The 7159-nt window shown below is 66.0% G+C and carries 6 protein-coding genes; 5 read left to right on the top strand and 1 reads right to left on the bottom strand.

The window, feature by feature from the left end; all coding sequences use genetic code 11:
• A partial coding sequence (locus QZY44_RS28230) for a DUF3160 domain-containing protein (RefSeq protein ID WP_295455922.1) occupies window positions 1–2550 on the bottom strand: 2550 nt, incomplete at its 3' end.
• A 478-nt stretch (window positions 2551–3028) separates the two neighbouring features.
• Between QZY44_RS28230 and leuA the strand changes: the two genes are divergently transcribed.
• The 5 genes from leuA to QZY44_RS28205 all read left to right on the top strand — a co-directional run bounded on the left by leuA (window position 3029) and on the right by QZY44_RS28205 (window position 7105).
• On the top strand, window positions 3029–4723 hold the full coding sequence (leuA, locus tag QZY44_RS28225) for a 2-isopropylmalate synthase (protein ID WP_295455920.1): 1695 nt from the start codon (window positions 3029–3031) through the stop codon (window positions 4721–4723).
• 122 nt (window positions 4724–4845) lie between these two features.
• Entirely contained in the window at window positions 4846–5250 is a 405-nt protein-coding gene (locus QZY44_RS28220) for a hypothetical protein (protein ID WP_295455918.1), read from the top strand.
• A 122-nt stretch (window positions 5251–5372) separates the two neighbouring features.
• Window positions 5373–5771 carry a hypothetical protein gene (locus QZY44_RS28215; protein ID WP_295455916.1) on the top strand — a complete coding sequence of 133 codons (399 nt, stop codon included), beginning with the start codon at window positions 5373–5375 and terminating at the stop codon, window positions 5769–5771.
• 278 nt (window positions 5772–6049) lie between these two features.
• A complete protein-coding gene (locus tag QZY44_RS28210) occupies window positions 6050–6457 on the top strand; it encodes a glycine zipper 2TM domain-containing protein (RefSeq protein WP_295455914.1) in 408 nt (135 codons plus the stop codon).
• Between the two features lie 408 nt (window positions 6458–6865).
• Entirely contained in the window at window positions 6866–7105 is a 240-nt protein-coding gene (locus QZY44_RS28205; protein ID WP_295455911.1) for a hypothetical protein, read from the top strand.
• The last annotated feature ends 54 nt before the right edge of the window (window positions 7106–7159 follow it).

Genomic DNA, 7159 nt, shown 5'->3' with positions numbered 1-7159 from the left:
GATCTTGGGCATGGGGTCCGGGGTCGACAGTGCCAGTTCCTTGTTGGCCAGGCTCTTGAACACCAGGAAATGGTGCTCGGCGACCCGGGCGACGTGATAAATCGCCTCATAGTCCGCGCTGCTCAGTGCCTCGCCGCGCGCTTGCCGTTCGGCGATGGCCTTGAACCGTCTGGCCTCGTCCGCGGTGCCGCGCAGCCGCACGGACACCGCCTGGCGCACGGGCTCCAGGTCGCCCCCGTCGTCGGTGGCCATCTCACCGCGCAGCAGGCCCTGGTTGTCGTCCACCAGGCGCTGCAACGCGTCGAACAGGGCGGCGATGGCCTCGAAGGTGCGGGGGTCCGGCTCCACCGCGCCGCGCGGCGGGCTGAAGACGATGTTCTCGAAACCGGACTCGCCGGCCTCGGCGACCGCCCGCTCGTTGACCATTACGGTGGCATGGCGCAGCGTCGCCCAGGAGGCCAGGCCGGTCTGCAACCGCTTCGCGGCCCATAAGGCCCCGTCACCCTGGTCGGGGGCGGGCAGGTCCCCCGCCCACTGCATGGCCAGTGCGTCGAGCCAGCGGTTGTAAAGGTCGCCGCCGGTGCCCGCGCCCCGGCGCTGGGTGAGTTCCGCCAGGACCGGGCGCAGCGGCGGGTAGCGGTCGAACTCCTCTTTCAGCAGCTTGGCCGCCAAGGGGCTGCCCAGCGCGGCGGCGATGTCCAGGGCCGAGGGGAGGATGCGCGGACCCTCGGGGCCGGTGATCTGCTCGGGCACCGGCCAACTGGGGTGGAAGACGGCGGAGAGGAGTATCTCGTTGTCGAACCCCCAGGAGAGCGGGAAGAGCGCGGCCTCGTCGGCCGGATGCCGGGCGTAGGCGGGCAGGGCGCCGCCGCCGCCCCAGACCAGGGGGGCGCGCGAGGGTGCGATGAAGGCGCGGTAGGGCGATATCCAACGCGACGCCTGCTCCATTAGCGCTGGTGGCAGGTCCCGCAGGTCCGCCACCTGTGCGCCCGCGGGGGCGAGCTTGGTGAGATAGGTGAAGGCCTTGAAATAGATCTGGAACTCGGGGTCCGCGCTGTAGTGCCCGCGTGGCAAGAGTTCGCCGTAATCGAGCGGCACCCGCAGGGCCGGCGACTGCTCCTTGCCTTTGGCGCGCCGGATCAAGGCCACCTCGGGGTCCGCGGCCTTGGGGTCGCGCAGTGCGGCGAGCGTGGCGAAGACCCGCGCCCAGGGCGAGGTGGCCGCGGTGCTGCGGTAATGGCGGTCGGCTGCGGTCACCAGGTCCCAGAAGGCGGGGATCGTCTGGTGGCGTTCGGTGCTGATGAAGAGCCCCTCGTAGGCGGCCGCCAGCAGTTCCCAAAAGATGTCGGTCGTGACCAGATAGGGACGTGCCGGGGTCGGTGTGCCCCAGTCGTCCATCGAATAGGACTCGCTTTCATAGAGGCTGTAGACCTGGTCCTGGTCCAGGTCGCGCAGGAGCCCGCCGCGGCGCTCGATCAGGTCTCGGTCTGGCGCCGCCTGCGCGAATAGCCAGGCATTGGTCACGTCCGCCAGCGGGACTGCGATCGGGCAATAGACCAGGCGGTAGCCGGCGTCGGTGCGCTCGACCCCGACCAGGCCGCGGCCGTCCGGTACCGAGGAGGGCGTACCGGTGAACCGGTGCCCCGTGCACTGTGCCGTCGTGGTCCGCCCCCGGTCGAGGATGACGGTTGCCCCATCGGTCCCGGGCCGCCACTGGATCAGCCCCAGGCCGTTGGGCGTGACGGTCACCGAGCCCCCCTCCAGGGCACCGTCCAGGAGCTTGCGGGTCTCGGCCCAGTGGTCCCCGGCATAGGTGGCCACCTGGAAGCGATGCGCCTCACCTTCCCACAGCAGCAGATGGCCGCCGGGGTGGAATGCCAGCGGCAGAGCGGCGTCGGCGGCGATGGTGCTGGGCGGGCCGCCCGTGTTCGGGAAGCGCGTAAAGCCGCTCTTGGGGCCGATCGCCTGATAGTCGCGCCGCCCATCCTCGGTGATGGAGCGGATCGCGTAGCGCCCGTCGGCCCCCTTGAGCCCGAAGAAGAGGCGATAGGCCAGGACCGGATTGCCGGCCTTATCGCGGCCGGTTTGGAAGGGGCGGGGACCGACCAGCAGGCGCCGAATCTCGCGCGGAGAGCGATAGACGATCTCCAGTTGGCGGTGGGCCGGGTCGGCCGCGATCCGGGCGATGACCTGCTCGCCGCCCTGGGTTCCGGCCAGAAAGAGGCGCTCCCCGCGCGGGTGCCAGGCCAGCGCCCGTGCATTGAGGCCGTCGGGCAGCGGCCAGTCCGCGACCGGCCGGGTACCGTCCAGGGTCCAGAGCCGCAGGACCAGCGTGGCGTCGGCACGCCGCACCAGGGCGGCGACGATGGTCCCCGCGGGCGAGACGTCGGTGTCGATCGGCGTCTCACCCGCGCCCAGGGTCAGGCTGGTCTCGGCCGTCGGCGCGGGGCTGACCGCGAGCGGCGGCGGATCGAAGCGGTCACCCGCCAGTGCCGGTGCCCCGGCGAGCAGGGCGAGGACGCTCAGGGCCAGGAAGTAGCGATGCTTCATCATAAGGCTCCCCAAGGTTTAAGCCGAAATCCGGCAAATGGACAGGATTAACAGGATTTCTCAGGATTTACGGGATGTGTTGTCGATCCACCTTCCTGCGAATAATCCTGATAATCCTGCGTCATCCTGTTAATCCTGTCCAATTTTCTGCCGCCTGCTCGACCGTCAGAGTGGTATCGGGGGTGCATTCATGGGCGCCCAAAGGGCTCATCGCTCAAAAAAGTGGCAGTAAATTGCGCAATCGATCCGAATGGTGGTTGAGATGGCAATCATCTGGCGCGCCTTTGGGCGTAACCTTTGCCTCGTCAGCGAACCCGCCGACACTTGGCAGAGGCCCACCAGGCCCGCGCCACTAAAGTCCCTTGAGTCCTTACCGGGACCGGGGCGGCCTCGATACCCCAAAAGGGTGAGGCAGATGGTGACCCTGAAGCGCCCGCAGCTTTGTCAGTGAACGCACATTTGAGTCAGTGAGCAGCCTATGATCTCCTTCGACCACCGCAAGTATCGCCCCGCCCCGGTGTTGGCCATGCCGCACCGGCAGTGGCCCGACCGCACCATCGTCAAGGCCCCCGTCTGGGCCAGTGTGGACCTGCGCGACGGCAATCAGGCCCTGTTGGAGCCGATGGGGTTGGCGCAGAAGCGGCGCCTGTGGCAACTGCTGGTACGCTTGGGGCTCAAGGAGATCGAGGTCGGGTTTCCGGCCGCCAGTGAACCGGACTACGCCTTTGTGCGCTGGCTGATCGAGGAGGACCAGATCCCTGCCGACGTGACCATCCAGGTGCTGGTGCAGGCGCGCGAGGACCTGATCCGCCGGACCTTCGAGTCCCTGGCCGGGGCGCCGCGGGCGATCGTCCACCTCTACAACTCCACCTCCCCGGTGCAACGCGACTGGGTGTTCGGCAGCGACCGGGCGGGGGTGAAGGCGATCGCCGTGCAGGGCGCCCGCTGGGTGCGTGAGGCCGCCGGGCGCTATCCGCAGACACGTTGGACCTTCCAATATTCACCGGAGAGCTTCACGGCCACCGAGCCCGACTATGCACTGGAGGTCTGTGAGGCGGTGATGGACGTGTGGGAGCCGACCCCGCAGCGCCCCTGCATCATCAACCTGCCGGCGACCGTGGAGGTGGCGAGCCCCAACCGCTTTGCCGACCAGGTGGAGTGGTTTTCTACCCACGTGAGTCGGCGTGAATCGCTGGTCCTTTCGGTCCACACCCACAACGACCGGGGCGGGGCGGTGGCCGCGGCGGAGTTGGCGCTGCTTGCCGGGGCGGATCGGGTGGAGGGGACCCTGCTTGGCAACGGCGAGCGCACCGGCAATATGGACCTGGTGACGCTCGCGATGAACCTCTATAGCCAGGGGGTCGACCCGGGGCTCGATCTGCGTCACCCGGACGAGATCCTGGCGGTGGTGGCGCAGTGCACGGGGATTGCGACCCACCCCCGACACCCCTGGGTGGGTGAACTGGTCTATACCGCCTTCTCCGGCAGTCACCAGGACGCGATCCGTAAGTCACTGAAGCGTCAGACATCGGACGCGCCCTGGCAGGTGGCGTACCTGCCCATCGACCCACACGACCTGGGGCGTTCCTACCAGGAGGTGGTGCGGGTCAACAGCCAGTCAGGCAAGGGGGGGGTGGCCTTCGTGATGGAGCAGGAGTACGGGCTGAACCTACCCCGCTGGCTTCAGGTCGAATTGTCCCAGCTGGTGCAGCGCGAGAGCGAGCGGTGCGGCGGTGAGGTCGATGGCGTGGGGATCGAGCGTCTGTTCCGGGAGCACTTCGTGCGGGCGCAGGGGCCGCGCCGGCTCTTGAGTTACCGGTTGATCCGCAACCGGCACGACCAGATCGAGGTGCGGATCGGCGACCCCACGGGCGATTACACGCTGCGCGGGGACGGCCAAGGGGCGATCGCCGCCTTTGTCGATGCCTGGACCGGCCGGGTGGGTCAGACCATTCAGGTGCTGGATTACCAGGAGCATGCCATCGGCGCCGGGACCGATGCCGAGGCCGCCGCCTATGTACTGCTCACTCTGGACGGCGCCCGGGTGGCCGGGGCAGCCATCGACCGGGATGTCGTCGGGGCCTCGCTCAAAGCGGTCCTCGCCGCCCTGAATCGGGCGGTGCCAGTGGCGGCGCTGGACGCCTTGGCGGTCGGTCAGGCGCAGGCGGCCTAGTGCGCCGGGAGCGCCGCACGCCAGTGCGGCGTTGCCGGTTCACCCTCGCCACGGCGTCGTCTGTTATCCTGAAAGGAGAAGTTATCACGCCTTGGCGTGAGCAATTGTCGGATCTAGGGGGGATGCACCCAGCGTTCGCCGTTCGTCGCCTCTCTTATGCAATCTGTGCTATCACTGGCCTTGCCGGTGGCGGCTGTGGCCTGCTGCCGGGCGAGTCGGGCGCTGGCCGGGCGGCGCGCGTGACCCGCGCATCGCTGCCCTGGTCGAACATCCCGCCGGGTGCCCAACGCATTGCGGACGTACCGCAATTCGTCTCCATTACCTCCGACGACAACTTTGGTGATGAGGCGCTCTACCGTCCGGTGGGCGGCATGGCGAGTTATCTCGAGCTGATGGCGGACTGGAAGAACCCGGTGGATCGCAATGGCAGGATGCCGTTCGACGCCACGCCCCTGCGGGGCACCTTTTTCTTGACCGCCCGGTACATGGATGCCCGGTGGAAACGCTCCAACGATCTCCCCATCTAGCGGGCGGGCTTCGCCGCGGGCCATGAGATGGCCGACCATACCTATGCCCACTACAACGGCGGCGCCTGGGTGCTTGGCATGGACATGCGCTCGCCCAATTCACTAGCCCGGCCGGTCGGCCAATGAAGGGCCGCTTCAGTTACCCGACGGTGTTTGATCCGACCACCGGTGCCTTCTCCGGACTCGACTACGGCTTGATCATCGACGCCGGAGTGGCACCCGCTGAGATGCTCGCGATCCTAAGATACACACTGGATCGACCTCTGGCCGGGAATCGGGTGCCATTCATCCTGTGCACGCACTCATTCCTCTACGCCTTCGACCGGGTTCGCAACGCCGCGGGCGAGGTCGACAATTCCGATACCCCTAGCCTGGCCGTTCGCGAAGCCCGTTGGGCTGCGCTGGCGGCGTTTATGAAATACGCCCACGCACGGCCCGAAGTCCGGATGGTTCCGGTGAAGGATGTCGTTGCGTATATGCAGGACTATGCCATCGCAGCGCCTGCCGAACGAGCACAATAGTCCTTGTTTTTCCTTATTTTGTCGCGTTCCGGCCTGAGCAAGTGCCGGGTTTGGAATGCTCGGCGATGGTTCCGGTATGGCCGATCTCGAGCTAATGTGTGCCACCGTACCGACCGTGCCTGGTCTTTTCGGTAATCTCTATTCCAGGCTGCGATACCCCTTCCACCATCCTCACTCCCGACGAGTCACCGTATCGCCGGACTGGATGCCTTGAATCTGCGCTTCAATCGGCATCGCCCATCAGTTGCCCGTTATGGCAAGAAACAAGAGCATCTCTAATGAAAACGCAACGTGAATTCGTCCGCGGCGTGGCGGTCTTCGTCACCTTAATCGGTTTAGGCGGCTGTGCGGGTATGTCGCAGCAAGATCAGTATACCTTTGCCGGCGCCGGTCTCGGTGGCGCTACGGGTGCGGCCCTGTCAGATGGGGGTGCCTTGGGCACGCTGGGCGGGGCGGCGGTCGGCGGGCTCATTGGGCGCGCGATCAGCCCCAGCAACAATAGCTACTACAACGACAGCACCGGGTACAACAACGGTACTGGCTACAACAACGCGAACGGCTACAACAACGCCAACGGCTACAATAATAGCAATCGCCGCAACAACACCAACGGTTACAGTAACAACAACCGCTACAACAATGGTGGAAGCTATAATACCAGCAACAATGGCTGGTTCGGAAACTAGCCCTTTCAGGCGCGACTATTTTCCGGTCCGGTGATCCTCGCGGCTTGCTGTTTCAGACGAGACACTTGACCCCGATTAGCATCACGCAAGAGTCAATGTATGACACCAGAATATGGTCCATGGCTTGCCGTTGCGGTCGCCGCCGCGGCGTGGTGCGTGATCGATGTCCCGGCGAGCACGTATGCCAATCGCATACGCTTAGCGGGGCACTTGGCGGCAAGCTCTTGGTGCTCATCTGAACAGACCGGGCTTGCTCATCCCGGTCTTGCGCGAGATCGAACGCCTGACCGTGCGCTGATGCAGAGGACCGCCGACGGGACCATCCCGCGGGTTGCGAAAGGTGGGCCTTGATCAGTTTTTCAACCGACGGAGGAAGTTATCATGTTCTCTTGGACAATCTTGATCTGGATGCTGATCGGCGCATTTGCCGGTGTGGCCACCCGTAAGCTGATCGGCGGAGATCCGCCCTTTGGCATGGTCGGCGATGTGATTCTCGGTATGGCCGGCGGTGCGCTGGGTGGTGTTCTGATCGCGATCGCCGGGGGCGCGGCGAGCTTTGTGTGGCTCATCGGCAGCGTCATGACCGCCGTGCTCGGTGGTGCGCTGCTGATCTGGCTCGCCAGCATCATCACGCCCAAGCACAGCTGAGACCACCCCGGTCCTTATTCCGCCGAATCTTGCGCCTGCTCAAGCCCCGAAGGG

The sequence above is a fragment of the uncultured Thiodictyon sp. genome, from assembly GCA_903837595.1.
Classification (GTDB): Bacteria; Pseudomonadota; Gammaproteobacteria; order Chromatiales; family Chromatiaceae; genus Thiodictyon.
This window is presented reverse-complemented; position numbering and strand designations above follow the sequence as displayed.